The organism is Streptomyces sp. NPDC096323 (assembly GCF_040302845.1).
Lineage (GTDB): Bacteria > Actinomycetota > Actinomycetes > Streptomycetales > Streptomycetaceae > Streptomyces.
In genome coordinates, this window is the sequence record NZ_JBEOSI010000001.1 from 849,011 (window position 1) to 872,468 (window position 23,458).

General features: G+C 72.0%; 22 protein-coding genes and 1 pseudogene. 4 read left to right on the top strand and 19 right to left on the bottom strand.

Going from position 1 to position 23,458, the window contains the following annotated elements; all coding sequences use genetic code 11:
- Nucleotide 1 precedes the first annotated feature (1 nt).
- The 7 genes from ABTX18_RS03730 to ABTX18_RS03760 form a co-directional block, all read right to left on the bottom strand.
- The gene (locus ABTX18_RS03730) at nt 2-1,186 is read right to left on the bottom strand and encodes an SRPBCC family protein (protein ID WP_352121096.1); all 1,185 of its coding nucleotides are present in this window, start codon (nt 1,184-1,186) and stop codon (nt 2-4) included.
- Nucleotides 1,179-1,754 (bottom strand): hypothetical protein, encoded by a 576-nt coding sequence (locus ABTX18_RS03735; protein ID WP_352121097.1) that lies wholly within the window; start codon nt 1,752-1,754, stop codon nt 1,179-1,181. The genes ABTX18_RS03730 and ABTX18_RS03735 overlap by 8 nt, the downstream gene beginning before the upstream one ends.
- Before the next feature lie 54 nt (nt 1,755-1,808).
- On the bottom strand, nt 1,809-2,066 hold the full coding sequence (locus tag ABTX18_RS03740) for a gas vesicle protein GvpG (protein ID WP_352121098.1): 258 nt from the start codon (nt 2,064-2,066) through the stop codon (nt 1,809-1,811).
- Between the two features lie 46 nt (nt 2,067-2,112).
- On the bottom strand, nt 2,113-2,823 hold the full coding sequence (locus ABTX18_RS03745) for a GvpL/GvpF family gas vesicle protein (RefSeq protein WP_352121099.1): 711 nt from the start codon (nt 2,821-2,823) through the stop codon (nt 2,113-2,115).
- A gap of 2 nt (nt 2,824-2,825) precedes the next feature.
- The gene (locus ABTX18_RS03750) at nt 2,826-3,260 is read right to left on the bottom strand and encodes a gas vesicle structural protein GvpA (protein ID WP_352121100.1); all 435 of its coding nucleotides are present in this window, start codon (nt 3,258-3,260) and stop codon (nt 2,826-2,828) included.
- Between the two features lie 59 nt (nt 3,261-3,319).
- Nucleotides 3,320-3,619, bottom strand: a complete 300-nt coding sequence (locus tag ABTX18_RS03755) for a gas vesicle protein GvpO (RefSeq protein ID WP_352121101.1) — start codon at nt 3,617-3,619, stop codon at nt 3,320-3,322.
- A gap of 180 nt (nt 3,620-3,799) precedes the next feature.
- The gene (locus ABTX18_RS03760) at nt 3,800-5,326 is read right to left on the bottom strand and encodes an alpha/beta fold hydrolase (RefSeq protein WP_352121102.1); all 1,527 of its coding nucleotides are present in this window, start codon (nt 5,324-5,326) and stop codon (nt 3,800-3,802) included.
- Between the two features lie 97 nt (nt 5,327-5,423).
- On the opposite strand from ABTX18_RS03760, the gene ABTX18_RS03765 reads away from it, so the two are divergent.
- Nucleotides 5,424-6,374, top strand: a complete 951-nt coding sequence (locus ABTX18_RS03765) for a helix-turn-helix domain-containing protein (protein ID WP_352121103.1) — start codon at nt 5,424-5,426, stop codon at nt 6,372-6,374.
- Between the two features lie 71 nt (nt 6,375-6,445).
- Here ABTX18_RS03765 and ABTX18_RS03770 read toward each other — a convergent pair whose 3' ends face one another.
- The 9 genes from ABTX18_RS03770 to ABTX18_RS03810 form a co-directional block, all read right to left on the bottom strand.
- A complete protein-coding gene (locus tag ABTX18_RS03770) occupies nt 6,446-7,003 on the bottom strand; it encodes a GNAT family N-acetyltransferase (RefSeq protein WP_352121104.1) in 558 nt (185 codons plus the stop codon).
- A 67-nt stretch (nt 7,004-7,070) separates the two neighbouring features.
- The gene (locus tag ABTX18_RS03775; RefSeq protein ID WP_352121105.1) at nt 7,071-7,313 is read right to left on the bottom strand and encodes a LapA family protein; all 243 of its coding nucleotides are present in this window, start codon (nt 7,311-7,313) and stop codon (nt 7,071-7,073) included.
- Nucleotides 7,314-7,436: 123 nt separating this feature from the next.
- Nucleotides 7,437-9,212 carry a CocE/NonD family hydrolase gene (locus ABTX18_RS03780; protein WP_352121161.1) on the bottom strand — a complete coding sequence of 592 codons (1,776 nt, stop codon included), beginning with the start codon at nt 9,210-9,212 and terminating at the stop codon, nt 7,437-7,439.
- A 311-nt stretch (nt 9,213-9,523) separates the two neighbouring features.
- Nucleotides 9,524-10,468: a S66 peptidase family protein gene (locus ABTX18_RS03785; protein ID WP_352121106.1), complete on the bottom strand. Its 945-nt coding sequence runs from the start codon at nt 10,466-10,468 to the stop codon at nt 9,524-9,526.
- Between the two features lie 11 nt (nt 10,469-10,479).
- Nucleotides 10,480-12,468: a prolyl oligopeptidase family serine peptidase gene (locus ABTX18_RS03790; RefSeq protein ID WP_352121107.1), complete on the bottom strand. Its 1,989-nt coding sequence runs from the start codon at nt 12,466-12,468 to the stop codon at nt 10,480-10,482.
- A gap of 20 nt (nt 12,469-12,488) precedes the next feature.
- Entirely contained in the window at nt 12,489-13,832 is a 1,344-nt protein-coding gene (locus tag ABTX18_RS03795; RefSeq protein WP_352121108.1) for a M20/M25/M40 family metallo-hydrolase, read from the bottom strand.
- Nucleotides 13,825-14,658: a M55 family metallopeptidase gene (locus tag ABTX18_RS03800; protein WP_352121109.1), complete on the bottom strand. Its 834-nt coding sequence runs from the start codon at nt 14,656-14,658 to the stop codon at nt 13,825-13,827. The genes ABTX18_RS03795 and ABTX18_RS03800 overlap by 8 nt, the downstream gene beginning before the upstream one ends.
- 107 nt (nt 14,659-14,765) lie before the next feature.
- A complete protein-coding gene (locus tag ABTX18_RS03805; RefSeq protein ID WP_352121110.1) occupies nt 14,766-15,692 on the bottom strand; it encodes a ketopantoate reductase family protein in 927 nt (308 codons plus the stop codon).
- 57 nt (nt 15,693-15,749) lie between these two features.
- Nucleotides 15,750-16,727 carry a quinone oxidoreductase family protein gene (locus ABTX18_RS03810; protein WP_352121111.1) on the bottom strand — a complete coding sequence of 326 codons (978 nt, stop codon included), beginning with the start codon at nt 16,725-16,727 and terminating at the stop codon, nt 15,750-15,752.
- A 120-nt stretch (nt 16,728-16,847) separates the two neighbouring features.
- Between ABTX18_RS03810 and ABTX18_RS03815 the strand changes: the two genes are divergently transcribed.
- Nucleotides 16,848-17,189, top strand: coding sequence for an ArsR/SmtB family transcription factor (locus tag ABTX18_RS03815; RefSeq protein ID WP_352121112.1), 342 nt, complete (start codon nt 16,848-16,850; stop codon nt 17,187-17,189).
- A 45-nt stretch (nt 17,190-17,234) separates the two neighbouring features.
- Here the strand turns inward: ABTX18_RS03815 and ABTX18_RS03820 are convergent, their stop codons facing one another.
- Nucleotides 17,235-18,236: an aldo/keto reductase gene (locus ABTX18_RS03820; protein WP_352121113.1), complete on the bottom strand. Its 1,002-nt coding sequence runs from the start codon at nt 18,234-18,236 to the stop codon at nt 17,235-17,237.
- A 130-nt stretch (nt 18,237-18,366) separates the two neighbouring features.
- Here ABTX18_RS03820 and ABTX18_RS03825 point away from each other — a divergent pair, with 130 nt between their 5' ends.
- Both ABTX18_RS03825 and ABTX18_RS03830 read left to right on the top strand, forming a co-directional pair.
- Nucleotides 18,367-19,257, top strand: coding sequence for a LysR family transcriptional regulator (locus tag ABTX18_RS03825; protein ID WP_352121114.1), 891 nt, complete (start codon nt 18,367-18,369; stop codon nt 19,255-19,257).
- Between the two features lie 145 nt (nt 19,258-19,402).
- A pseudogene (locus ABTX18_RS03830) lies at nt 19,403-19,946 on the top strand (acyltransferase family protein); the annotation flags it as partial.
- Nucleotides 19,947-20,012: 66 nt separating this feature from the next.
- Here ABTX18_RS03830 and ABTX18_RS03835 read toward each other — a convergent pair.
- Together ABTX18_RS03835 and ABTX18_RS03840 are read right to left on the bottom strand one after the other, a co-directional pair.
- Entirely contained in the window at nt 20,013-20,735 is a 723-nt protein-coding gene (locus ABTX18_RS03835; RefSeq protein WP_352121115.1) for a methyltransferase domain-containing protein, read from the bottom strand.
- Nucleotides 20,736-20,847: 112 nt separating this feature from the next.
- Nucleotides 20,848-23,292 (bottom strand): ATP-binding SpoIIE family protein phosphatase, encoded by a 2,445-nt coding sequence (locus ABTX18_RS03840; RefSeq protein WP_352121116.1) that lies wholly within the window; start codon nt 23,290-23,292, stop codon nt 20,848-20,850.
- Between the last annotated feature and the right edge of the window lie 166 nt (nt 23,293-23,458).

The window sequence follows — 23,458 nt, forward strand, 5'->3', positions numbered from 1 at the left end:
GTCACCGGTCGGCGTGCGCCGCACGGCGTCGGGAGCGGCGAGCCGGCCGGGTCTCCTCCTCCGGCTCGTCGTCCTGTTCCTCGTCGTCGGGGGCACCCTCGTCCGCCGCCTCGTCGTCGGGGGCGTCCTCGTCCGCCGCCTCGTCGTCCTGTTCCGCGTCGGCGGCGTCCTCGTACGCGGGGTCCTCTTCCTCGGCCTCTTCAGGCTCCTCCCACTCGTCCGCCGGAGGCTCCTCGTCGTCGTACGCGGCGTCGGTGTCGTCGTGCGGCCGCTCGTCCTCGGCCGGCTCGTCCGCCTCGTCCCGAGGGTGCTCGTCCTCGGGCCCGGCGCCCTCGTCGTTCCGCGCCTCTTCCTCCTCGACCGCCTCGTCGTGGCTGACGACGACGTCTCCGTCACGGATCTCTCCGCGCCAGCCGTCGGTCGCCTCGCCGCGCATCATGAGGAACTTGCGGTAGAGCTTGAGGTCGAGCCGGGCGCGGCGGCCCTGGGCGCGCCATATGTTGCCGGTCTTCTCGAACAGGCCCTTGGGGAAGTACTCGAGGACCAGCAGGACGCGCGTGAGATCGTCGGTGATGGCGTGGAAGGTGACCACGCCCTTGACCGTGCCCTTGGCGCCTTCGGTGGTCCAGGTGATGCGCTCGTCGGGCACCTGCTCGGTGACGTTCGCCTTCCAACTGCGGGTGGACTTGGCGACCTTCACCTTCCAGTTGCTGGTGGTGTCGTCCGCCTTCTCCACGCTCACGACGCCCTTGGCGAACGTGCTGAACTCCTGGAACTGGGTCCACTGGTCGTACGCCTCGCGGACCGGCACGCCGACGTCGATGTCCTCGACGACGGTGACGCTCTTGGACTTGCCGCCGCCGGATTTGCGTCCCTTGCCGAACAATCCCTTCACCTTGTCCTTGACGGTGTCCTTGAGGTGGGAGGCGCCGGCGGTCAGGGCGGCCTGAGCGGGCGACTTGCCTTCGCCGAGGGCCTTGCCGCCCTTGGCGAGGCTCTTGAGGGCGCCGCCCCCACTGCCCGGCTCCGCGAGCCGCGACACGGATTCGCCCAGGCGATGGCCCAGTTGGGTCACCGTGTGTTCGGCGCGCGCCCGCAGGTAGTTCTGCACCTCGTCCTTGAGGCGGTCGGTGGCCGGGTTCGCGAGCACGGCGTCCTTGATGCCGCCCCGTGCGGACTCAGGCATTGTCGCCTCCCCGGGCCTTGCGGGCGCCGGAGGCCGCGGTCTTACGGGCGGCTCCGGTGCGCTTGCGCGCGGGGGCGGAGGACTTGCCCGTGCTCCCGGACCTGCCGGTGCCCGACGAGGACCGGCTCTTCGAGGCCGCGGCCTTGGACCCGGACTTCGCGGCGGCCTTGCGCGGGGCGGGCTCGCGCTCCTCGCCCTCGTCCTGGCTCCGGTCCGCCTCGTCCTCGTATCCCGCCTCGTCCTCGTCCTCGTCCTCGTACTCGTCGTCGGGGCCGGCCCCCAGCGCCCGGGTGCGCTGCTGCAGCGAGTCGGCCAGGCTGCCGGCCCGCTGGGTCACGGCCTTGGTGGCGGCTGTTCTGGTGGCGTCCACCAGCTCCTTGCGGACCTGGCCGTTGAGAGAGCCCAGAACCGGTGAGTCGGCCAGCGCTCTGCCGATCTGCCGCGGGTCGAGATCGATCTTCTTACCCATGAGGAACATCCCGAATCCCAGGGCGAGTTTGGCCTTCTTGGTACGCCCCAGCAGGTATCCCCCCACCAGAGCGGCGCCGATCTTGGCATGCTGTGTCATCGTCGATGCACCTCGAATCTCCCCCGGTCACGTCTAGTTGTGAGTGTGGGTCAGTCACGGCGTGTGCCGTGTGCTGCGTCGGTACTCCTCGATCTCATCGAGGCGGTCGAGCAGTTCGTCCTCCCGCCGGTCGAACTCCTCGTCGTCGATGAGGCCGTTGTTCAGGTCCCGTTCCAGTTGCGCGAGCTGGGCGCGTACCGGCTCGGGGTCGTAGAACTCCTCCTCGGCGGCGTGGACGACCTGGTCGAGGACCCAGGCCGTCCCCCGGACGGGAGCCAGCGGCAGGGTCAGGATGCCGGTGATGAGGCCCATGGGGGCTGATCACCTCCCTCCGCTCGGGGAGCCGCACGGGCCGCGGTCAGACGAAGCTGTACGGGGGCAGCGGACCGGTCAGCGTGAACTCGTACGCGTCGCCCCGCTGGTCGGCCTCGCGCCGGACCGCGGCCACGAAGGCGTCGGTCTCCGCACGGGGCACGAGGAAGGAGAGGTTGAGGAACTGCTGGGGAGCCGGCTCCGCCTGGGAGCAACCGGTGACGACAGGCGCCAGCCGCCCGGCCACCTCCTCGGCCTCCTTCCGGTGGCGGGCGGCCACCTCCTTGGCCACGGCCTCTCCCAGGGCGACCCGGTCCTCGTGACGGCCCTCGGCGCGGGCCCGCTCGTTGAGCTGCCGTATCCCGTCGGACTCGGCCATGATCTCCCGCAGGAGGTCGTCCTCGTCCCGGCCGGCCTTGAGGTTGTACTCCACCCGGCCGTCCAGTTCCGCCAGCCGCTCCGCGTACGTGTCGGCCTCCCGGTCCAGGACCGCGGTGACCTCCTCGTCGTCGGGTCCCACCAGGCCGAAGCGCATGGGCAGGGTCGCGCCGCCCGCCATCAGCGTCTCCAGCACGCCCTGGTGGGCCATGACGTCGCGTCGCTTGGCGCGGAGCCCGGGGGGCGCGTCGCTGACCACGGCGGCCAGCCGGCCGGTGCGCACGGTGCGCAGCGCCGAGGGCGGTTCGCCCACGCCGTGCAGGCCGTTCAGTGGCAACGGGTGGTCGGCGCCGGTGATGGCGTAGATGTAGGTGGACACCGTTACTCCTCGCGTCGCTGGGTCTGACGGCCGGCCGCGGCCTTACGGGCCGGCCGCTTGCGGGGCTCCTCCTCGGGCTCGTCGCGCTTGCCCTGCAACGATTCGCTGAACGCCTCGACGGCGCCGGTCAGCGCACCCTTGGACTTGCCCTTGGCGCCGTTCTCCGTCATGTCGCCGACCAGGTCGGTGAGCTGGCTCGGCGCCTTGCGGCCGGACTCGAGGTCGAGCCGGTTGCACGCCTCGGCGAACCGCAGGTAGGTGTCGACACTGGCGACCACCACCCGGACATCGATTTTCAGGATTTCGATGCCCACCAGGGATACGCGGACGAATGCGTCGATGACCAGACCGCGGTCGAGTATGAGCTCGAGTACGTCGTAGAGATTTCCCGAGCCGCTCCCGCCGGACGTGGCATTGCTCTGCTGCACGAGTGTCATGGGGAACTCCTTTCGGTGATCTTCCGTTCGGTGATCTTCGTTCCGTCTGACGCCGGAATTCAGCGCCGGTCTATCTGACCTCTGGCATAGCGCCGCAGCCTTTCGTAGGACATGAGCCTTCCCTGGGGGTCGAGTTGCACCCGGTAGGAGGCCATCACGCTCATGGTGTCCGGCACTCTTTCCACCTCGACCACTTCCACATCCGCCGACCAGCCGTCGTCGGTCGCCTTCACCGCGGAAACCGACCCCGGCTCGCACCGCAGCAGTTCCGTGAGCTGCGCTGAGGCATTTCGCATGGCGGTGGGAACGTCGATGCGCTTTTCGTCGTGCTCCTTTTCGCTGTCCTTCTCCGTACTCATCCCTCACCTGTCGCCGGGGAAGCCCGCTCACTGACCGGCCTCCGACTTTCGGGGCTTCCGGTCGCCTGCCCGAGCCGTCCGGACGTATGCGCGAAAGGAAGAGATGGACTGTGACTCCCTCCCCGGGCGGGGCTCCGCCGCGCCATGCGTATGTCCGGGCCGACGCGCCCCATGCGCTGCTCAGACGGACAGGCGCCCCAGCACCCAGTGCATCGCGCGGTGCACGGCCTCGCGCGACTCCTCCGTCGGGTCGAGGGTCTCGAACGCGTGGCGGCCGTGCGGTACGTCGACCACCTCGACGTCCGCCGCGCACTTGCCGGCCGCGGTCAGGAACTCCTCGACGGTGACGGCGATCTCGGGGGTTTCGCGCCCCACCCGAGTGATCAGGATGGGCAGGGTGCCCGCGCTCGCCACCGCACTCACCGGGTGGAACCTGCTGTCGACCAGCCCCCAGCCCGCGTGCGAGGCCAGCACCGGGTAGGAGGCGGCCAGAGCGCGCAGCCAGGCCGGCGGCCGCCTCAGCCAGTCCGCCGCGAGGAGGCCGCCGCCCGAGAAGAACCACAGCGCGATCCGGTCCGCGTCCACCCGCGGATCGGCCCTGACCAGCTCGACCGCGGCGGCCACGTCCGCGGCGGCGCGCGGGTAGTCGGTCATGCCGTGCAGCCGGTGATCGAGCGTCACGCCGACCGCGCCCTCCATGGCCGCGTACCGCGCGTATCCCTGGAGGGCCGGCCAGTCCCGCGGCGTCGGCAGGGCCCCGGCGGGCACCGGGCCGCCGTGCACGAACACCACCGCGGGCCGGGGGTCCTCGGCGTCGGGCAGGTACAGGTCGACGTTCCCGGTCCGCTCGCGAGGCAGTTGAGGCACGTCCAGCAGAAACGGCCGCAGGTGCGCGGGCGGTTCGCGGAGGCCGGGCGAAACCAGCCGGTGTCCTTCGCCCGCGGCCGCCCGCAGCAGGACGTCGGCCAGCTCGGCCGGCAGGGACAGCATCGGCCAGTGGCCGGTGGGCAGTTCGAAGAACGACACCTGAGGATCGGCCAGCGGCTGAAAGACGGGATCGCCGAGGTCCACCCGCCGCTGGACCATCTCGATGGTCGAACCGTTGGCCGTGCACAGCACCCCCGTCACGGGCAGCGCCGCCGCCCTGCCGGTCAGCCGCAGCGGCTGGAGCAGGGTGCCCAGTGGCTGCGGGGAGGCGAGTGCGGTGAGCCGGTCGAGTGCCGCTTCGGGGATGCCGGCGGTGCTGCCCCAGCGCTGCCACTCCTCGCGGGCCGGGGCGGCCAGACCCCCGCCGTCGCCCTCCGCACCGGCGCGCCCGGCCACCTCCTCGCGCACGGAGGGGTCCGGGACGGCGGCCAGCGCCGGCGCGCCGTCCTGGCCCGGCCCCGTGTCCACGCAGACGATCCGGCCGATGTGCTCCGCGCGGCGGTCGGCGGCGCCCAGCACCGGGTGGACCCCGTAGTCGTGCCCGACCAGCACGATCTCCTGGTCCGGGCCGGCGTCCGCGCGCACCGAGTCGATCAGCGCGAGCACGTCCTGGATGTGCGTCTCCAGGCCGATGCCGCCCGTCGCGGCGCCCCGCGGCCCGCCCAGACCGGTGAGGGCCGCCGTGTGCACACCGGCACCCGCGGAGGCCAGGCGGGCAGCGGCGTCCTCCCACACGTGGGCGCCGGTGAACATGCCTGACACCAGAATGAATTCGCTCATGGTCCTCTCCTCTGCGATCCGTCGTCGGCGCACCGGCCCCCGATCGTCCCGGCCGCCGTCGCCGGTACCGTAGAAGCTCCCTCAGAGGGAGGTTCAAGTGCTCACGCCGCCCGACGGTCTGTGCAGCATCGGCGAGCTCGCCGAGCGCGCGGGCGTCACCGTCAAGGCCGTCCGCTTCTACTCCGACAACGGTCTGCTGCCGGAGGCCTCCCGCAGCGCGGGCGGTCATCGCCGTTACGGCCCCGACGCCCTCGGCCGGCTGCGCCTGCTCCGCTCCCTGCGCGGCCTCGGGCTGCCGGTGCGCGAGGTGCGGCGCGTACTCGACGAGGAGGAGGACGGGGTGCGGGGAGCCCTGGAGGACGCCGTCGCGGGGCAGTTGCGGGAACTCGGCTCACAGCTCACGGCCCTGCGGTGGCGGGAGGCGGGGATGCGGCTGGTGCTGGAGTGCCCGCCCGGGGAGCGGGCCGACCGGTTGCGCCTGATCGGGGCGGTGGCCGCCCCGCCGAGCACGGACCCCATGGCCCGGTTCTGGCGCGCCTGGCTGCCGCCGCGGATGCCGGCCCGGGCGCGGACCGCGTTCCTGGAGGTGGCGGTGGCTCAGCCTCCCGACGACCCGGACCCGGCCCAGGTGCTTGCCTTCGCCCGGCTGAACGCGCTGGTGACCCGCCCCTGCACCGGCGGGGAGCGGCCCCAGCCCGAGGCGCACAAGGACTCCGGAGGCCGCGCGTCCGCCGTTCTGTACGCGGGTCTGGCGCAGGCGTACGAGCTGGCGGGCGCCCACCTGCGCCGGGGTGGCGCACCCCGTCCGGGCGAGGCGCTGGACAGTTTCGTGGACGCGTACGCGCGCGCCTACGGCAGCCGGGACACCCCGGCCTTCCGCAGGCTGCTCGCCGGTCAGCTCGCCGCCGACCCGCGGATCGACCGGTACTGGGAGCTGACCGCCGACATGATCACCGCGCCGGGCGGTCCGCCGGAGCCGACCCCGGGGTCCGCGCACGACTGGCTGTTCGCCGCGCTGGACGCGCAGACCGCCGCGACGGCGGGCTGAGGGCCGGCCGGCGGCACCGTGGCTCCGCGCATCACCGCGGCAGCCGGAGCACCGGCCGAGGCGCCTTCGCCTCAGCGCATCTCCGCCGTGATGGCCCACCGCTCGTGGTCACGCCAGGCCCCGTCGATGAACAGGAAGTCCGGCGAGAGCCCCTCCAGCCGGAATCCCGCCCTGCGCACCAGCGCGATCGAGCCGGCGTTGCCGGGCTGGATGTTCGCTTCGAGCCGGTGCAGGCCGAGCGGACCGAAGGCGTGACCGAGTACGAGACCGAGCGCCTCGCTCATCAGGCCGCGCCCGGCCGCGTGGGCGAAGGCCCCGTAGCCGAGCGCGCCACAGCGGAATCCGCCCATGACGATGTTGTTGATGTTGATGAACCCGGCGATCGCGCCGTCGGCCGCACTGCCTGCCGCGCCGCCGCGCTCGCACACCAGGAATCCCGCGCGTGCCGGGTCCTCGATGAGCACGCTCGCGTAGGCGGCGTACGTGTCGGGGTCGGCGGGCGGGAACAGCCAGGGGCGTTGCAGTGCACGGCTCTCCCGGGCACGGGCGGTGAACTCGTCCGCGTCGGCGTACGTGAACGGGCGGATCGCCGTGCGCGGGCCCTCGGCCAGGTAGGGGATGTCGGACATCGAGCCAGCCTAGATGCATTGATCACGAGCGTGGTCGACCTGCCCTGCCGGGCTGGGCCGGGGACGGCTACTTGGGGGTGCGCCTGCGGAAGAAGTACGCCCCGCAGGCCATTCCGGCCAGGAACATCACGATCAGCCACACGTACATCGGCATGGTCACCAGTGGAATGATGAGGCGGACCTCGACCTCTTTGGTGTTCTCCACGATGAACACGATCGACAGGACCGCGATGACGAGGACCAGGATGCGGGCCGGCGTGAACGCATCCGTGCTGCGCTTGCTGTCGCTCGACACGTCCTTCGGGCTCATGAAGCGGCCCCTTCCCTCGTTACGGTGTGCCACAGCCCCCGGGCACCAGGATGGCTCCTTCCGCATGCCCGGGGGCGGTGGGCGCGGCCGTTCGGGTGACGGCCGTACGCCGCTGCTACCGCGTCACTTCCCCGTGCCGCCCACCACCGGCAGCTCCAGCACCCCGGTGTCCCCGGGTGCGCTGACGACCGTGACGGGTTTGATGCCGCGGTTGCCGAAGTACGCGTCGTCGCTGGCCGCGATCGCGAACTCCAGCCGGTGTCCCGCCTCGTACCGGTGGACGATGCCGGGCAGCTGGACGGTGAAGGGGCGGGTCACGTCGGGCACCCGGACCGGCGAGACGAGCCGGTTCACCAGGGTCCTGGTCCCGTCCGGTGCCACGTCGTACACCTTGGCGAACAGGACGAGCTTGTCGGCGGCGTCACCACTGTTCTGGACGCGCTCCGTCTTCGGCGAGACGACCTTCAGCGTGGCCTTCGGGGCCCCGACCACATCGAGGGCCGAGGCGAGCGGGGCGCTGGTCCAGCCGAGGTAGGTGCCCTTGGTGTCGTACGGCTTCGGGTCGGGCAGTCCGATGAGGCCGGCGAGTGAGCTCTCCGAGTGGCTGGTGGGGATCAGCCAGTTGGTGTACTGGCGGCTGCCGCGCGCGACCTCGGCGCGGTCGTCGACGAGCTTGCCGTCGCCGGAGAGGTACAGGGTCCGGGTCGGGCCGGGGACGGCGTCCGCGGTGCCGTAACCGCTCTGCCAGTCGCGGTAGTAGGCGAACTCCGGTCCGGTGTCCGTCGTGGACTGGTGGTTGAGGTAGCGGTCGAACCAGGCGAGGACGCGCCCGCCGACGTAACTGCTCTCGAGATTGCCCTGGGTCAGGTCGAGTTCGCCCGGCACCTGGCCGCCGCTGTGGCCCCAGGCCTGCCAGATCATCTTGGCCGTGGTGCCCTGCGCCTTGAGCGTCCGGTACGTGGCCGTGGCCTCGTTCAGGTTGAACAGGCTGTCGGCCTGGCCCTGAATCAGGAGGGTCGGCGCCTTGACGCGCTTCAGGTACGAGACGGGCGAGACGCTGCGCGCGTAGTCGAGCATGGCGGCGGTCTTGTCCGCGGGAAAGCGGCCGGAGTTGAGCAGCCGGATGGTGTCGCAGGCCTGCGCGGCGAAGTGGAGGCAGTCCAGGCTGCCGAAACGGGACGGGTCGAGGCTGGGGCTGAGGATCGTCTGGCCCTCTCCCATCAGGTAGAAGCCGTTGGTCCACTGCCACTTGAAGACGCCGGCGGTGTCGGAGGAGACGCCGTGGGCCGCGCCGGTGTTGTTCGGGGCGAGCGCGTATCCGAGGTCGTTCCAGGTGATGAGCGGAACGAGTGCGTCGACGCGGGGGTCGACGGCCGCGGTGGCCATCTGGACGGCTCCGCCGTACGAACCGCCGATCATGCCGACCGTGGGATCTCCGGGGCCGTCCTGGGTGACGAAGTCGGCCTTGGTGCCGTCGTCGGCGGCGCGTGTCCCGCCGAGGAAGTCGACGAGGGCGGCCGCCGCCCTGCCGTCGGTCTCCGGGTCGTCGAGGGTGATGAGGCAGCCGGACTTGCCGAAGCCCAGGCCGGAGTAGACGAGTCCGGCGTAGCCGCGGGAGGCGAACGCCTTGCCGATGCCGTCGGTCGAGCCGTCCGACTTGCTGCCGCCGAAGCCGTTGGTGGCGAGCACGGCGGGCACCTTGTGCAGGGCGTCGGCTCCGGCGGGGCGGTAGAGGTCGGCGTCCACAGTGCAGGAGCGGCCGCCGGCGGACACGGTGAACTTCAGTGGGGTGACGGTGTATTGGGACAGGGCGACCGTGTCCGCCTGTGCGGTGCCGGCGAGCACGAGGGGTGCGGCGAGCGCGGCCCCGGCGACGAAGGAGAGTGGTGTGCGGGACAGCGGCTTCGACCACTTCGACGACTTCGACGACTTCGACCGGCGGGACCGGAACAGGGAACCGGAGACAGCACGCGACACGAGGACCTCCACACCGAGGACACCTTACCGACCGGTAAGTATTGGGTCGCGCTCATGCTGTGACACAGGTCATAGCCGTGTCAACGCCCGGGACGGCGTTTTCTGAAGGTTGCTCAGCTTCTTCGCATCCCGTCCCGTCCGGGCCGGCCCGGCGCACGCCGGAGCGCCGCGAAGGCCCAGGCGTGACGCCTGGGCCTTCGACGGGTCGGGTTCATATACGGGCCCGGGTCCGCTCAGACCAGTGCCGGGACCTCGACCGTGAGCGTGGCCGGACCGCCGTCCGCCGGAGCGTCGAGCACGGCCGGCACCCCCAGGGGAATCGTCAGCCCGGTGGGGCCGTGCCCGAAGCCGAGCTCCTCGACGACGGGCACGCCCAGCGGGCCGAGCCGGTCGGCGAGCACCGCCCGGACGCGCTCGTACGGTCCGCAGCCCGCCCAGGAACCGCAGGCCACTCCGGCTACGCCGTCGAGCGCCCCGGCCCGCAGCAGTTGGGTGAGGATGCGGTCGATGCTGTACGGATCCTCGGCGGTGTCCTCGATGACCAGCAGGCCGCCCCGGGCCGAGGTGCGGGCGTGCGGGGTGGCGAGGTCGGCCGCGAGCAGGCTCACACAGCCGCCGTACGTGATGCCCCGGGCCCGCCCCGGCACCAGCGCTCTCGCGTCGTCGAGCCCCAGCGTCATCACCGTCTCGGGCTCGAACAGGGTGGCCCGCAGCGAATCCTGGGTCGGCGGGTCCTTCAGGAAGGCCTCGGTCCCCACCATCGGACCGTGCAGGGTGGCGAGCCCCGTCCGCAGGGCGAACGCCTCGTGGAGCACGGTGATGTCGCTGTAGCCGACGAACACCTTGGGCCCGGCGGCCCGCATCGCCGCCCAGTCCACCAGATCGACCATGCGATGTGCCCCGTATCCACCGCGGGCGCAGATCACCGCGTCGACGGACGGATCGCACCAGGCGTCCTGGAGGTCCCGGGCCCGCATCTCGTCGCTGCCGCCCAGATACTCCAACTCCCGGTGCACGTCCAGCACATGCGGCATCACGACCGGGTCGAGCCCCCAGCCGCGCAGGAGGTCGAGACCCGGCTCCAGCCTGTCGGCGGGCACCGGTCCACTCGGGGAGACGACGGCGACCCTGGCGCCCGCGCTCAGCCGGGCGGGCCGGGTCAGGGGGGCGAGTGGCAAGGGAGCGAGGGTCACTTCCTCAGCTCCAGCCGCGGCACGTCACTCCGGTCGAGACCGAACGTCTGCACGTACAGCGAGAGTTCCGCCTCCAGCGCGCTGATCATGGTCTCGGCGCGCCGGAATCCGTGTCCCTCGCCCGGGTAGGTGAGATAGGCGTGCGGAATGCCGCGGCCCTGGACGGCGTCCAGGAACCGTTCGCACTGCACGGGGGGGCAGATGGGGTCGTCCTCCCCCTGAAGGATCAGGAAGGGGGTCGTGAGCGCGGCGGTGCGGCTGATCGGTGACCTGTCGCGGTAGCGGTCGGGAACCTCGGCGAGCGGGCCGACCAGCGACTCCAGGTACTGCGATTCGAAGTCGTGGGTCTCGTCGGTGCCCCAGGCGGTCAGGTCCAGGATGGGGTAGATGATCGTGCCGCACGCGTAGACGTCGGTCCCGGTCAGCGAGGCGGCGGCGGTCCATCCCCCGGCGCTTCCGCCGCGGACGGCGAGCCGGCGGGGGTCGGCGGTGCCCTCGGCGGCGAGCGCCCCGGCGACGGCGGCGCAGTCCTCCACGTCGACGACGCCCCACTGCTCGCGCAGCCGGTTGCGGTAGGCCCGGCCGTAGCCGGTGGAGCCGCCGTAGTTCACCTCGGCGACGCCGATGCCGCGCGAGGTGAAGTAGGCGATCTCCAGGTCGAGTACGAGCGCGGCGTGGCCGGTCGGGCCGCCGTGGGCCCACACCACGTAGGGCGGCAGTTCGTCGTCGGGGCCGGTCCGGTCGGGGCTGTGCGGCGGGTAGACCTGGGCGTGGATCTCGCGGCCACCGGGGCCGGTGAAGGTGCGGACGGCGGGCTCGGGGTAGTACGCCGGGTCGACCGCGTCCTCGTGCGGGGCGCCGATGATCCGGGTGTGCCCGGTCGCGGTGTCCAGTTCGACGATCTCGTACGCGCTGCGCGGGCTCGCCGCGATGCCGATGACGCGGCTGCCCTGCACGGCCAGGGTCTCGGCCCATTCGGTCCAGGGCCCGACGATGTCGACGAGGTCGCCCGTCTGCGGGTCGAGGATGCCGAGGGTGGTGGATCCGACGCCGTGGAGTGCGGCGATCAGCCCGTTGTCCAGCGAGCGGAACCAGTTGAGCCCGATCTTCCACAAGGGACCCGCGAACTCCTCCTCGCGGGGACAGAGTTCATCGACGGCGCCGCCGTCCGGGTCGGCGCGGTACAGGTTCCACCACCCGCTGCGGTCACTGGCGAACAGCAGCCGGCCGTCGGCGTCCCACCGGACCTGCGGCACGGATTCCTCCGGGCCGCCCAGGAAGCCGCGGGCGTCGCGGAACGTGCCGTCCTCGCCGATGTCGGCGAGCATCACCTCGGTGCCGTCCCACGGCATCCGCGGGTGGTCCCAGGCGATCCACGCCGCGCGCCGTCCGTCGGGCGACACCTCGGGGCCGGTGACGAACCGGTGCCGGCCGTCGGAGAGTTCGCGTACCGCGGACCGGTCTCCGGCCGCCGAGCCGTCCAGCGGGACGGCGGCGATCACCCGGCGCAGTTCGGTCGGGGCCTCGCCGGTGAACTCCTCCAGGACGCACCAGACTTCGCCCGCCGCACCCCGGTCGGGGTGCAGCCGCGGGTCGGCCCAGCGCAGTCCGCCGCCGACCGTGGAGACGGGAGTCAGGGGCCATGGTTCCCGGGGCTCGTCGGGGGCGTAGGCGTACAGCCGCTGGTCGTCGAAGTGGACGAAGACGATCAGCGGGCCGCCCTCGGCGCGCTCGGCACCGGCCCAGGGCCTTCCGCCGTACTCGATGACGCGGCTGCGTACGTTCCACGGCGCGGGCAGCTCCGTGGTGGTGCCGTCCGCCGACCGGCGGACCAGGGCGCGCCGGCCGGCCTGGGCCGGGCGCGGCTCGGTCCACCACAGCTCGTCGCCGACCGCCCCCACGTACTCGGGGCGGCCGTCGCGGGAGGCGGCCAGCGCGGCGTCGATCGGTGAAGGCCAGCTTCCGTAGGCCCCAGTCGTTTTCATGATCGGTTCCCCCGAGTGGTTCAGGCGGTGCGCAGGTAGTGGTCCAGGACCCGGACGCCGAAGTGCAGCGCCTCGACGGGGACGCGCTCGTCCACGCCGTGGAAGAGGGCCTGGTAGTCGAAGCCGACGGGCAGCTTCAGCGGCGAGAAGCCGTAGCCGGTGATGCCGAGCCGGGAGAACTGCTTGGCGTCGGTGCCGCCGGACATGCAGTACGGCACGACGTGGCCGTCCGGGTCGAACCGCTCGACGGCCGCACGGAGTTTGGCGTACGTGGGCGAGTCGACCGGTGCCTGGAGCGGCACCTCGCGGTGGTGGTACTCCCAGTCGACCGAGGGCCCCGTCAGCCGGTCCAGCGTGGCGTGGAACTCGTCCTCGCCGCCGGGGACCGTCCGGCCGTCGATGTAGGCGGTGGCGTGGCCCGGAATCACGTTGACCTTGTAGCCGGCGTCCAGCATCGTCGGGTTGGAGCTGTTGCGGACGGTCGGCGCGACGAGGTCGGCGGACGGTCCGATCTTGCCGAGGAGTTCGTCCACGTCGAAGCCGGGGGCATCGAGGTCGGGGTGGATGCCGTGCAGCGCGGCGATCTCGGTGAGGGCGGCGCGGACCGTGGGCGTGAGACGCACGGGCCATTCGTGTTCTCCGATACGGGCGACGGCCGCGGCCAGTGCGCTGACCGCGTTGGCGTGGTTGACCTTGGAGCCGTGCCCCGCCTTGCCGTGGGCGGTGAGCTTGAGCCATCCGGTGCCGCGTTCGCCGGCGGCGATGGGGTAGAGCGGCATGTTCGGCCCGGCGTGGAAGGTGAAGGCGCCCGACTCGCTGATGCCTTCGGTACACCCTTCGAAGAGTGCGGCGTGCCGGTCGGCGAGGAAGCCGGAGCCGTCGTCGGCGCTGGCCTCCTCGTCGGCGGTGTACGCGATCACGATGTCGCGGCGGGGGCGGATGCCGGCCCTGGCCCAGAACCGGACGACGGCCAGGACCATCGCGTCCATGTTCTTCATGTCGATGGCGCCGCGGCCCCAGACGACTCCGTCGCGTACCTCGCCGGAGAAGGGGTGCACGGTCCAGTCGTCGGCCTCGGCGGGTACGACGTCCAGGTGGCCGTGGACCAGGAGCGCGTCCGCGGACGGGTCGGTACCCGGGATGCGGGCGACCACGTTGGTGCGGCCGGGGGTGCGCTCCAGCATCGCCGGTTCGAGTCCGGCGGCGGCCAGCCGCTCGGCGACGTACTCGGCGGCCGGGCGTTCGCGGCAGTCGCCGCCGCCCCGGTTGGTGGTGTCGATGCGGATCAGTTCGGAGGTGAACGTCACCGATTCGTCGAGCGCGAGCGCGTCGACGCCGTCCTGGGGGGTGCTCGCCTCAGCCATACTGTTCCTCCACGGCGGACGACACGATGGTCGTCACCGCCTTGAACGTGCGGATACCTTCGTACATCGTCGCGCTCGTGTAGGCGACCCGCCTCTCGCCGGCGGGCGCCACGCCCGGCACGACGGTGGCGGCCGCGGCCAGGTGTTCGGCGTCGAACTCCAGCTCCACGGTGAACGGGCCGCCGTCCACCGGTGTGTACCGCCCGGCGAGCACGACCGCCTCCTTGGCCGCCGCACGGATGTCGGCGGCGGTACGGGCGGGGGTCCGGCAGACCGCGGCATAGCGCGACACATAGTCCTTGACGGCGACCGTCCGCGCGTCGGGGGCGTAGCCCTTCGCGTCCACGCAGGTCAGGTCGTCGCCGGTGACGAGGACGACGGGCACGCCGTACTCGGCGGCCACGTGGGCGTTGAGCAGCCCCTCACTGGCCCGGACCCCGTTCAGCCACACCCCGGTGATGGAGTTGGCCAGGTAGGTGTGGGCCAGCACGCCCTCCGTGCCGGCGCCCGTGTGGTAGCCGACGAACGCGACGGCGTCGACGTCACCGTCCTGGATGCCCTCGACCATGCTGAGGGACTTGTGCTTGCCGGTGAGCATCTGGACCCGGTCGTCGAGCCGCTCCAGCAGCAGGTTGCGCATGGTCCAGTGGGCCTCGTTGATGAGCACCTCGTCGGCGCCCCCGTCGTAGAAGCCGAGGGCGGCCGCATTGACGTCCGAGGTGAACAGAGAGCGGCACCGCTCCCACTGGGGGGTGCCTGGCAGCACATCGGCCGGCCAGGTCACGCCGGTGGCGCCTTCCATATCGGCGCTGACGAGGATCTTCATGCGGCCACACGGTACGCGCCACCGAACGCGCAGGCCAGGGCTGCCCGGACCTGCAGAGGTCCATTCCTCTGAAGGCCACGGACCAGGGGACCCCGGCCCGGAAATTTTCAGCCGGCAGAGGCGGTGCGGTGCTCGTGGACGCGCAGGTTCAGCGTGACGAGGTCGAGCAGCGGCGTGCCGACGGACAGGCTCCGGGCCCGGTCCGTGAGGTCGCCGAAGACCTGCTCGGCCTCGGTCGGGGCGCCCTGGACGACGTCGCGGTACAGCGAGGCGGTGAGGGTTGATCCTTCCGCGGTGAGCATCGCGGCCACGGCGTCGAGTTCCTTTTCCCGTACGGGGTGCCCTGCGGCTGCCGCGACGGTGGCGCACTCGGCCAGAAGGGCGGTGACGAAGGCGGGCCCGCCGGGGACGGCCCGGACGTCGCCGACCGTGCCGCGCATCAGGCAGGTCAGCCCCGCCAGGGTGCTGATGAACACCCACTTGCCCCACACCGCCCCGATGACGTCCTTGGACCGGTGGGTGTCGATGCCCGCGTCGTCGAGGACGGCGCCGATCGCCTCGACCCGCTCGGACGTGCCGCCCCGCTGCTCGCCGATCGTCAGGCTCGCTATGGGGGCGAGGCGCACGATGTCGCCTTCGTCGTTCAGCGTCGTGATGATCCTGGCGACGCCGCCCAGCACCGCCTTCTCGCCGAACCGGTCGTTGAGCCGCGCCAGGTGGGCCATGCCGTTGAGCAGGGGCACGATCGCGGTCCCCGGTCCGACGGCCGGCGCGATGTCGTCGAGGGCGCCGTCCAGGGCCGTGGCCTTCACCGAGAGCAGCACCAGGTCGTAGGGGCCCGGGAGTTCGTCCGCGGTGACGAGCCGGGGCGTGATCCTCTCCTCCTGGCCCAGCCCGGTGATGCGCAGTCCGCGCTCCCGGAGGGCGGCGGCGCGGCGAGGGCGGACCAGGAAGGTGGTGTCCTTGCCCGCCTGTGCGAGCCGGGCACCGAAGTAGCCACCGGTGGCTCCTGCTCCTACGACCAGAATCTTCATGTACGTGCACCTTCCCGGGGGTCCGTGATCAGGGTTCGGGGCGAGGGACGGGGCCGCTCAGCCGCCGATGCGCAGGACCAGCTTGCCGGTCGACGTGCGCCCCTCCATCAGCAGGTGCGCGTCGGCCGCGTCCGCCAGCGCGAACTCGGCCGTCACCGGGAGGTCGACGTGCCCGTCGGTCACGGCGCGGAAGGCCCGTTCCGCGACGGTACGCAGGGTGGCGGGGTCGCTCGCCGCCAGCTCCAGGATCGAGAAGCCGGCCACGGACCTGCTGCCCGGGTAGAGGTCGGGCTGCCCGACGCTCCAGGGCTGTGCGCCGCTCGCGTTGCCGAAGGAGACCAGGCGCCCGAAGACGGAGAGCGCGTCGACGCCACGGCGAAGGGTGTCTCCGCCCACGGGGTCGAGGACCAGGTCGACGCCCCGGCCGCCGGTGGCGCGGTGGACCTCCTTGGGGAAGGTGTCGCCGGTGAACACCTCGTCGTAGCCGTGGTCGAGGGCGTACGCGGCCTTCGCGGCAGAGGACACCACGCCGTACACGGCTCCGGCGCCGGCGGCCCGGGCCAGCTGACCGGCCACCGTGCCGACTCCGCCGGCCGCGCCCTGCACGAGCACGCTCTCGCCGGCCCGCAGCCGCCCGACCTCGTGCAGCAGGGCGTGGGCGGTCGGCAGCACGGTGGGCAGGGTGGCTCCGGTGCGCAGGTCGACGCCGTCGGGCAGCGGGAAGACGGTGGCGGCGGGCGCGGCCACCACGTCCGCGTATCCGCCGCCGTCGAGGAACGCGGCGACCTCCTGGCCGGGGTGCAGTCCCGTGACCCCCTCGCCTACGGCTCGCACCCGGCCCGAGACCTCCAGGCCCGGGACGAAGGGCAGCTCCGGCACCCGGTACCCGTCGGAACGGGCCTTCAGATCAGCGAAGTTGACACCGGCATAGGCGACGTCGATGGTGACCTGCCCGGGGCCGGGCTCCGGAGTGGCCGTCTCGACGACGGTCAGCACCTCGGGGCCGCCGTACTCCTTGAACTCGATCGCACGCATGACAGACCGCCCCCTGGAAAAGGTGTTCAACGAAAAGCGAACACTCAGAGTGTAAGATATTCATCGAACACTCGGCAAGGGTCACGGCCACGAATACGGCCACGGACAAGGGGAACGGACATGCCCAACAAGCCTGCGGGCAGCGGACATCGCGCCGCTCCGGTGCACACCGACCCCGCGGAGGTCTCCGTCCTCGGAGCCCTGTCCGCACTCGCTGACCCGGTCCGTCTCCAGCTGGTCCGCGAACTGGCGGGCTCGCAGGACTGGACACGCAGCTGCGGCAGTTTCGACGTACCGGTCGGCAAGGCCGCCCTCAGCCATCACTTCTCGGTGCTGCGGGGGGCGGGCCTGGTGGAGCAGCGCGACCTGGGCCCCAAGCGGGTCAACCGTCTGCGCCGCGAGGAGTTCGAGGCCCGCTTCCCCGGTCTGCTGCACCTGCTGCTGCGGGCGGACGACGCATGAGGCCGGCGCCCCGGACATGGGGAGCGCCGGCCTTGTCGTCGCCGTTCAGCGGCGCTTCGCGCCCTTCAGGAGCTTTTCGATCCTGGCGAGTTCCTTGTCGCTGAAGTCGAGGTTGCGGATCGCCTCCACGCTGTTCTCCAGCTGGGCGACGCTGCTCGCGCCGACCACCGCGGAGGTGACCCGGCCGCCGCGCAGTACCCAGGCCAGTGCCATCTGCGCCAGCGACTGACCGCGCTCGGAGGCCAGTTCGTTCAGTTCGCCGAGGCGGCCGACCAACTCGGGCGTGACCGCGTCGGCTGACAGGAACGGGCTGCTGCCCGCGGCGCGCGAGCCCTCGGGAATGCCGCGGAGGTAGCGGTCCGAGAGGATGCCCTGTTCCAGCGGCGAGTAGGCGATGGAGCCGACGCCCAGCTCGTCGAGGGCCGTGAGCAGACCGTCCTCGACCCAGCGGTCCAGCATCGAGTAGCGCGGCTGGTGGATGAGCAGCGGCGTGCCGAGGTCCTTCAGGATCCGGGCGGCCTCCCTCGTCTGCTCGGCCGAGTAGTTGGAGACACCCACGTAGAGCGCCTTGCCCTGCTGCACCGCCGAGTGGAGGGCGCCCATCGTCTCTTCGAGCGGCGTCTCGGGGTCGGGCCGGTGGGAGTAGAAGATGTCGACGTAGTCGAGGCCCAGACGGGTGAGGCTCTGGTCCAGGGAGGAGAGAAGGTTCTTGCGCGAGCCCCACTCCCCGTACGGGCCGTCCCACATCAGGTAGCCCGCCTTGGTGGACACGATGATCTCGTCCCGGTGCCGGGCGAAGTCCGTCGCGAGCGCGCGGCCCATCGCCGTCTCGGCGGAGCCGGGCGGCGGGCCGTAGTTGTTCGCCAGATCGAAGTGGGTGATGCCGAGGTCGAACGCCCGGCGGAGGATCTGCCCCTGGGACTCCGGCGTCCGGTCACCGCCGAAGTTGTGCCACAGACCGAGCGAGAGGGCGGGCAGCTTGAGACCGCTGCGCCCGGTGCGCCGGTACGGCATGTCCTGGTAGCGGTCGGCGGACGGGATGTACATACGGGACTCCAGGGGGAGAGATCGTTCAGGTTCTCTTGCGGGTACGACGTGCAGGGTCCAGGCTCGCTCACAACGATCCAGCAGTCCAACAGGAGATTCCGCTGGGATTCAGCGCCTATATTTCTCAATCATGGAGTTGCGCCAGCTGGAACATTTCGTCGCCGTCGCCCGGGAGCAGCATTTCACCCGGGCCGCCGAGCGCGTCGCCGTGTCGCAGTCGGGCCTGTCGGCCTCCGTCCGGGCCCTGGAGCAGGAGCTGCGGACCCCTCTGTTCAGCCGGACCACCCGCAGTGTGCGGCTGACCGAGGCCGGACGCGCCCTGCTGGTCGAGGCCGAACGCACCCTGGCGGGCGCGCGGGCGGCGAAGGACGCCGTCGACGCCGTGCGGGGACTGCTGCGGGGCACCCTGTCGGTGGGCGTGGAGCAGTGCGTGGCCGGGGTGAGTCTCCCCCGGCTGCTCGCGGCCTTCCACCGGGCACACCCGCACATGGAGATCCGGCTCCGCCAGGAGGGGACGACGAACCTGGTGGACGGAGTGGCCGCCGGGCGGCTCGACATCGCCTTCGCTGCCACGGTCTCCCCCGTGGAGTGGCGTGGCGAGCTGGTCCCGCTGGCCCGTGAGCCCATGGTTCTGCTGTGCTCACCCGGCCACCGCCTGGCCGCGGCGGACCGGGTGGCGTGGGAGGAGCTGAGCGGTGAGGCGTTCATCGACTTCCATCCGGACTTCGGTCCGCGCCGTGCCGCCGACGAGGCGTTCGCGGCCGCGCGGGTGCGCCGCACGGTGGCACTGGAGGTCAACGACGTACACAGCCTGCTGGAGCTGGTGCGCGAGGGGCTCGGCATCGCGGTGGTGCCGCACCACTTCTCCCGCAAACCGGAGGCTATGGGGCTGGTGGCGGTGGCGCTCGACGGGGTCGACCAGCCCTGTTACGAGAGTGTCGTGGTGCTTCCGGCCGCGCAGGCGATGAGCCCGGGGGCACGGGCGCTGATGGCGCTCGTACGGGAGGGGACCGGGCACTGACCCACGGCGGTGAGCCGCTCAGCGCCTCGGCGAACGCCCCGTCCTCCTGCGCGACGCCGCTGCAGGTGTCGCCGGCCTTCGTGGTGCCCCCGTCGGTGCACGGCCGGTCGCGAAAAGACGCCCACAGGGAGAGCGCGCCGACGCCCTGACGGCGGGCGAATTCCGTGTCGTCGCTTACCGCACCTTCGGCTGGCCCTGGCTGGGGTTCGTGTTCCCGTCGATGGGCGTGATGTTCGCGCTCGCCGGACCGCTCATGGCGCGTTCGCTGGAGCGGCCCGCGCCCCAGGTGATCCGGGGGCGGCTGCGCCGCCTGCTGATCCCGCTGTGGGTGTTCGGTCTGCTCCTCGGTGTGGCGATGCTGCTGCACGGCTGGGTGCCCGGCGTCGACGTCCAGTACTGGGTGGTGCCGGTCGGCGATCCGCCGGGCGACGCGTGGGCCGAGCAGGCGTGGGCGGTGCTGTGGTACCTGCGGACGTACCTCTGGTTCGTTCTCCTGTCCCCCTGTCCTGCTCCGCGCCTTCCGGTTCGCGCCGGTCCCGGTGCTGGCCCTCTCCCTCGTCCCCGTCCTGGCGCTGACCGCCTCGGGCCGGGAGCCGGACGGGCGGCTGGGGAGTGCGGTCAGCGATGTGTCGCTCTTCCTGTTCTGCCGGCTGCTGGGTTTCGCCCACCGCGACGGGGCGGCGAGACGGAAGCCGCGACTGCTGCCCTGAAATGACGCGCACCGGCCCCGGAGGGACTCCGGTGCGCGTCGCGGATCAGAGGGCGGCGGCCAGGACGAACCACCGCGCCGGCAGGTCGATCCGGGTTCCGTCCGGCAGGTACTCGGTCTGCGGCAGCGCCGTGTCACCGCTGTCCAGGGTGGTCAGTCCGGCCGCCCGCAGCAGATCCGGCACCTCCTCCTCGGTGGCGCTCGCCGGTTTCAGCCCGTGCTCGAAGACGCGCCGCAGCTTCTCGGGCGGCCCGCCCGGCACCTCTGACGCCTGCTGCAGCACAACCTTGGAGGCCGGGGTCAGCTCGGCGACGAAGGCCCGGCCCCGCTTCCCCAGCAGGGTCGCCACGGCCGCGGCGACCGCCGGCCTGGCCTCGGGTTCGCTCTGGTGGATGACCGCCCGCATGTAGACGTTCACATCGCCGGTCCGCTCGTGCAGGGCGCGCACCGCGTCACCGTCGACGAGGTCCAGCTGGGCGAACTCGGCGACGCCTTCGGGGTCCGCCCGGCGGGCGTGGGCTATCGCCGCGTGCGAGAGGTCCACGCCGATCGCGCGGGCGAACCGGGTGGCGAGGTAGCGGGTCTGGGTGCCGTTTCCGCAGCCGAGGTCGACGACGGGCAGCGAGGCGTCGGCGTACGGCAGGAGCAGCTCGCTGTGCGGTACGGCGCTCAGCGCGGGGGCGGCGTCCCAGATCGCCTCGCCGGGCGCGTCCGAAGTCGCCGACCAGAACCCCTCCCATGCCTCGCGGTATCGCTGTGACACATCCATGCGCACTCCCAAGTCCGGCCGTCGCGAGGCTTTTCGCTCAGCACCGGACTACCGTCCCCCGCCGTCCGGGGCAAGGGTGCGCACCGCATCGACGCGCTGGCGACCGCGTTCTTCACCAGGCGATCGGCCGGGGGCGCGGGAACCGGGAGAGGGCCAGCTCGAACCAGACGGTCTTGCCGCGCGCCGTGGTGCTCGTGCCCCATTCCCGGGCGAGGCTGCTCACCAGGGCGAGCCCGCGGCCGAACTCGTCGTCCGCGGTGGCGCCGAGCAGCGTGGCCGGGGCGGGTTCGTCGTCGCTGACCTCGCACAGCAGGGCGCCGGTGCGCACCAGCCGGAGCCCGATGTGATGGGTACGGCCGTGCTTCACGGCGTTGGTGACGAGCTCGCTGACCATGAGCTCGGCCGCCTCCACCGCGTCCGGCAGGTCCCAGTCCAGGAGCCGGCCATGGACCAGGCGGCGGGCCCGGGCCACCTCGCGCGGGTCCAGGGCCAGTTGCCATTCGGCGACGTCGGCGTCCGGGATCCCGTTCAGCCGGGCCATCAGCAGGGCCACGTCGTCCTTGCGGCCGCCACGGGGGTTCAGGGCCCGGATGATCGTGTCGCAGGCATCGTCCATGGACGCGGCGGGATGGGCGGCGGAGGCGCAGAGAGCGGCCAGGCCCGCCCCGATGTCCTGGCCCCGCACCTCGACCAGTCCGTCGGTGCACAGCACCAGCCGGTCGCCTGGGCGCACCGGCACGGTGGCGGTCTCGAAGGCGACCTGGCCGACACCGATGGGCGCACCGGTCGGCAGGTCGAGCAGCTCGGCCCGGCCGTCCTCGGCGTGGACCAGCACGGGCGGGATGTGCCCGGCGTTGGCGATCTGGAGCTCCGATCGGATCGGGTCGTAGACCGCGTAGAGGCAGGTCGCGAGATACTGCTCACCGAGCCGCTGGGCCAGGTCGTCGAGGTTGCGCAGCAGCTGGGCGGGCTCCATCTCCATGGTGGCCATGGTCAGGACGGCGGTGCGCAACTGGCCCATCATCGCGGCTGAGTTGAGGCCGTGCCCCATGACGTCCCCGACGACGAGCGCGGTCCGGGAGCCGGGCAGCTTCACCGAGTCGAACCAGTCGCCGCCGACCCTGCCCAGCCGGGCGCCGGGCAGGTATCGGGTCGCGATGTCGCAGCCCGCCATGCGCGGTTCGATCTGCGGGAGCATGCTGTCCTGGAGGGTCTCGGCGACGTTCTCCTGGTACGTGTACATGCGGGCGTTGTCGAGGACGAGCCCGGCCCGGGCGGCGAGTTCGGCGCCGGTGGTGCGGTCCATATCGTCGAAGGGCTCGCGGCCGGGGCGGCGCATCAGCACCATGAAGCCGAGCACCACGTCACGGGCCTTGAGCGGGACGATGAGCAGGGAGCGGTGGGTGATGAGGGGGCGCAGGTCACGCTTCTCGAACTCGCCCGAGATCCGGTTGCTCAACTCCTCGCTGACGTAAGGGACGATGACGGGTTCGCCGGTGACCATGCACTGGAAGAACGGGGTGTGCTCCGGGAAGGCGATGGATTCGCCGACGGGCACGGTGTCGTCCCAGCGGCCCGGTTCGTCGTTGTGCTCGACCCAGACGCGGTGCCAGACGGTCGTGACGTCGGGCGGCCCGTCCGGGAAGCCCTCACCGGCCAGGACGGCGGCGCGCAGATGTGTGCCGGCGAAGTCGGTGAAGCGGGGCACGGCGGCGCTGGTGACCTCGCGGATGGTCCGTTCCAAGTCGAGGGAGGTGCCGATGCGGCCGCTGACCTCGTTGAGGAATTCCAGCCGCTCGCGGACCGCCGCGTACTCGAGGTCCAGCTCCGGGCGGGGTGCGGTGTGCGGGACGGGCGAGTCTCCGGCGCTGTCCCGCGGGCCGTCGGCGGTACGTCGTCCGGTGCGGCGCGGCACGCCCCAGTCGGGGGTCACCGGGATCCGGTCGTGGTGACTGAACTCGATGACGGGGTAGCCCAGTTCGAGGATCTGGGAGACGATCCTGGTGGCTTCCTGGACGCTCATGCTGGGCAGGATCTCCGGCAGCCGCGAGGAGAGCTCCCGGTAGCCGGGGAAGTCGGTGTGCAGGGCGAATCCGGGGGCGATCGTCTCGTTGTCCCGGCTCTCGCCCTCTCCGCCCCGCAGCGGCGCGGAGTCCGCGGCGAGCACGAGGAGCCGCTCGGGGCCCGGGCCGACCAGCGGATAGGCCCACCACAGCACGTCGATCCGGCCGCGGTCCGGTTCGTCCACGCGCGCCCGGCCCGCCGCCGGGTAGGCGACGCTCCCGCTGAGGGAACTGTCGAGCCCGTGACCGAACTCGGCGAACGCCTCGTCCGGCAGCGGATCACCTCGCTGCCGTAACGCCCCGCTCACCGGCAGGAGTTCACCCGCGGGGCAGCCGACGGCATGCTCCCGGGAGACCCCGAAGAGTTTCCTCGCACCGGTCGACCAGTGCGACACGAGTCCGTCCCCGTCGACGACGACCACGGCGAGCGGCACGCGGCCCGCCGCGGCGTCACGCGGTGGTGGTGTCCTCTGTGGCGGCACACCGAGGTCCATGGGCGGAAGGCTCCTTCCTCACCACAAGTTTCTGCGGTGCGTGCGTCCACGGTACGGCCCCGCGTCCGGCGTCGCCGGTCATCGGCACAATCACCCCCGAGCGGGTGGTGCGCCGGGCGCGAACCGACCGCGTCGGTGGCCGTCCGGGGACGGCCACCGCCCGGAA

What these genes read in the sequence shown, in the direction of transcription:
- ABTX18_RS03730 (WP_352121096.1), bottom strand. Translation starts at nt 1,186, where the DNA reads ATGCCTGAGTCCGCACGGGGCGGCATCAAGGACGCCGTGCTCGCGAAC.
- ABTX18_RS03735 (WP_352121097.1), bottom strand. Translation starts at nt 1,754, where the DNA reads ATGACACAGCATGCCAAGATCGGCGCCGCTCTGGTGGGGGGATACCTG.
- ABTX18_RS03740 (WP_352121098.1), bottom strand. Translation starts at nt 2,066, where the DNA reads ATGGGCCTCATCACCGGCATCCTGACCCTGCCGCTGGCTCCCGTCCGG.
- ABTX18_RS03750 (WP_352121100.1), bottom strand. Translation starts at nt 3,260, where the DNA reads ATGACACTCGTGCAGCAGAGCAATGCCACGTCCGGCGGGAGCGGCTCG.
- ABTX18_RS03755 (WP_352121101.1), bottom strand. Translation starts at nt 3,619, where the DNA reads ATGAGTACGGAGAAGGACAGCGAAAAGGAGCACGACGAAAAGCGCATC.
- ABTX18_RS03760 (WP_352121102.1), bottom strand. Translation starts at nt 5,326, where the DNA reads ATGAGCGAATTCATTCTGGTGTCAGGCATGTTCACCGGCGCCCACGTG.
- ABTX18_RS03770 (WP_352121104.1), bottom strand. Translation starts at nt 7,003, where the DNA reads ATGTCCGACATCCCCTACCTGGCCGAGGGCCCGCGCACGGCGATCCGC.
- ABTX18_RS03775 (WP_352121105.1), bottom strand. Translation starts at nt 7,313, where the DNA reads ATGAGCCCGAAGGACGTGTCGAGCGACAGCAAGCGCAGCACGGATGCG.
- ABTX18_RS03790 (WP_352121107.1), bottom strand. Translation starts at nt 12,468, where the DNA reads ATGAAAACGACTGGGGCCTACGGAAGCTGGCCTTCACCGATCGACGCC.
- ABTX18_RS03795 (WP_352121108.1), bottom strand. Translation starts at nt 13,832, where the DNA reads ATGGCTGAGGCGAGCACCCCCCAGGACGGCGTCGACGCGCTCGCGCTC.
- ABTX18_RS03800 (WP_352121109.1), bottom strand. Translation starts at nt 14,658, where the DNA reads ATGAAGATCCTCGTCAGCGCCGATATGGAAGGCGCCACCGGCGTGACC.
- ABTX18_RS03805 (WP_352121110.1), bottom strand. Translation starts at nt 15,692, where the DNA reads ATGAAGATTCTGGTCGTAGGAGCAGGAGCCACCGGTGGCTACTTCGGT.
- ABTX18_RS03810 (WP_352121111.1), bottom strand. Translation starts at nt 16,727, where the DNA reads ATGCGTGCGATCGAGTTCAAGGAGTACGGCGGCCCCGAGGTGCTGACC.
- ABTX18_RS03815 (WP_352121112.1), top strand. Translation starts at nt 16,848, where the DNA reads ATGCCCAACAAGCCTGCGGGCAGCGGACATCGCGCCGCTCCGGTGCAC.
- ABTX18_RS03820 (WP_352121113.1), bottom strand. Translation starts at nt 18,236, where the DNA reads ATGTACATCCCGTCCGCCGACCGCTACCAGGACATGCCGTACCGGCGC.
- ABTX18_RS03825 (WP_352121114.1), top strand. Translation starts at nt 18,367, where the DNA reads ATGGAGTTGCGCCAGCTGGAACATTTCGTCGCCGTCGCCCGGGAGCAG.
- ABTX18_RS03835 (WP_352121115.1), bottom strand. Translation starts at nt 20,735, where the DNA reads ATGGATGTGTCACAGCGATACCGCGAGGCATGGGAGGGGTTCTGGTCG.
- ABTX18_RS03840 (WP_352121116.1), bottom strand. Translation starts at nt 23,292, where the DNA reads ATGGACCTCGGTGTGCCGCCACAGAGGACACCACCACCGCGTGACGCC.